Here is a 1,990-nt window from a genome sequence, read left to right on the forward strand (position 1 = left end):
TCGCCCGAGCCTGCGGGTAGACCGCTCGAGGCACCCGGCGACGGTGTGTCCAGATGGATGGTCGCCGCCCTGCCGCCGTTGGCCACGCCGCGGCGGCGGGGAACAGAATCCGGCTTACAGGCCAACTCGTCCGCCCGTCTTCGCGGCTCAGCGCCGCGCTTTGCGAACCGACTTGTCGAGTTGACGCAACGCGTCGTCGACCTGCCGCTCGCACATCTTGGCCAGGTCGACCTCCTGCTGGTAGAGCAGGCCGTAGGTGAAGGTGTCCTCCCCGGCGGCATGCGCGGCGGCGGCCTGCTGCAGCAGGTGCGCCTGGCTGACCACGCTGTCCTGGTGGTCGCCGAGCAGTGTCTGGATCGCCTTCGCCCGCTCGGACACCTCCGCCGCGCCGGTCGCGGCCGCGGTGTAGCGGAGCCGCTTCGCGCGCTTGCGGATCCGGTGCAGCGCTTCGTCGCGATGCTCCTCGGGCGCCCGGGCGGCGGCCTTGGCGCCCCGGCGCACCTTCTGGTAGGCCGCGTCGATGGTCACCGGCGGCGCTTCCCGGCCGGCCGCGGCCGCCGGGGGATGGGCCACCACCGCGTCGAGGGCGTCGAGCAGGCGGAAGTAGCGCTGCGACCGCATCGCGGCCAGCGATCGCCGCAATCCGGCCTGGTAGCGGCGTCGGGCGCCGTCGACCAGGCGCTCCCGGACCCTACCGCGCACCAGTTCGGGTGGCAGCGCGTCCAGCGCCAGCCGGTACCGCGCGCCGAGCACCTCGGCGTCGCGGGCGCCGCCCAGCACGTTGCCGAGCTCGCGCAGTTCGTCGAGGATCCACGCGTCGGCGGACGACACGAACTCCGGCGACTCACCGAGCAGGCTGCGGATCTTGCGGATGGTCACCCGCATCTGGTGCACGGCGTCGTCGGCGTCGGCCCGCACGGCCCGATCCCACACGAGCAGCGCACCGACCTGCTCGGCCACCGCGCGCTGCACGGGGTCGGCGGGCGGCCGGGTGTCGTTGGGCTGCACGGCCGGGCCGAGCACCCGGGCCAGCTTGGAGGCGTGGCCGGCGGGCGCGGCCCCGGCGTCGAGCAGCCGATTGGCCAGCCGGGTCAGCAGCTCGGCGTCGGCGGCCTGGTTCGTCGTTCTCTCACTCGCCGAGAGCTCGAGTTCCCACTCACGCCACTCCTGTTCGACCGGCTGCTCGTCGGGCGACGCCCCGATCGCCCACGCGGTGACGTGGTCGTTGCTGAACTCCGCCAGCGCCGTGCCGTCGACGCCGTACAGCACCTGGGTTTCTCGTTCGGTGGAGATCCGCGCGACCGGTTCGAGGGGGCGATCGCGCACGATGGCCAGCACCACGTCCAGCAACTCGCCTGGAACGACCCCCCCTCCGGGGACGCCCTCCGGGGCATCCAGTGGCATCCGGACCTCGGTGCGGGCGTCGGGCCCGGCGGGCAACTTCAGGTGCCAGCCCGCGTCGGACCCGCCCGTGCGGCGCCGCAGCGTGATCTTGTTGCGGGCCAGGTCCTGCCCGGGGGTGTCGAAGTAGGTGGCGTCCAGCGACTGGGGCGGCGACTTCTCCACGCGCGCCACCGCGGCGATCCCGTCGAAGGACGGCGACACCGCCGAGTCGACGACGTCGAACTTGCGCTCCACCTCCAGGTAACGCGAGGGTTTGGACGCATTTGCAGGCATGTCGGCTCCGTGGCGGGCGCGGCGGCGCCGTCGGGTACGTCGTGGACGGTGCTGAATGTACACGCCGCCGACGGGCTGCAGGGGGTCCAGTGGCCCGGCATCCGCGGCCGCGGGCAGCCCGTCGGCGGCTACTGGCGCAGGTGCATCGCCAGCCCCGACAGCCGGCGAATCGTCTGGATCTCGCTGTTCCGGAAGGGTCGTCCGTCCGGCCGCAGTAGGTCGTGGAACCACACTTTCGGGACGGCCGGGTAGGGGTGGTCCCAGGAGTCCCAGGGGAAGTAGGTCTGGGTTTTGCCGGCGACCAGGCCCCAGT

At 73.0% G+C, this 1,990-nt stretch carries 1 protein-coding gene and 1 pseudogene; both read right to left on the minus strand.

Going from position 1 to position 1,990, the window contains the following annotated elements:
* Positions 1 to 147: 147 nt before the first annotated feature.
* Positions 148 to 1,677, minus strand: a complete 1,530-nt coding sequence (locus AC2VOR_RS16225; protein WP_369738238.1) for a CYTH and CHAD domain-containing protein — start codon at positions 1,675 to 1,677, stop codon at positions 148 to 150.
* A gap of 128 nt (positions 1,678 to 1,805) precedes the next feature.
* Positions 1,806 to 1,990, minus strand: a pseudogene (locus AC2VOR_RS16230) (1,4-beta-xylanase); the annotation flags it as partial.

The organism is Mycobacterium sp. TH-M103 (assembly GCF_057473785.1).

What these genes read in the sequence shown, in the direction of transcription:
- AC2VOR_RS16225 (WP_369738238.1), bottom strand. Translation starts at nt 1,677, where the DNA reads ATGCCTGCAAATGCGTCCAAACCCTCGCGTTACCTGGAGGTGGAGCGC.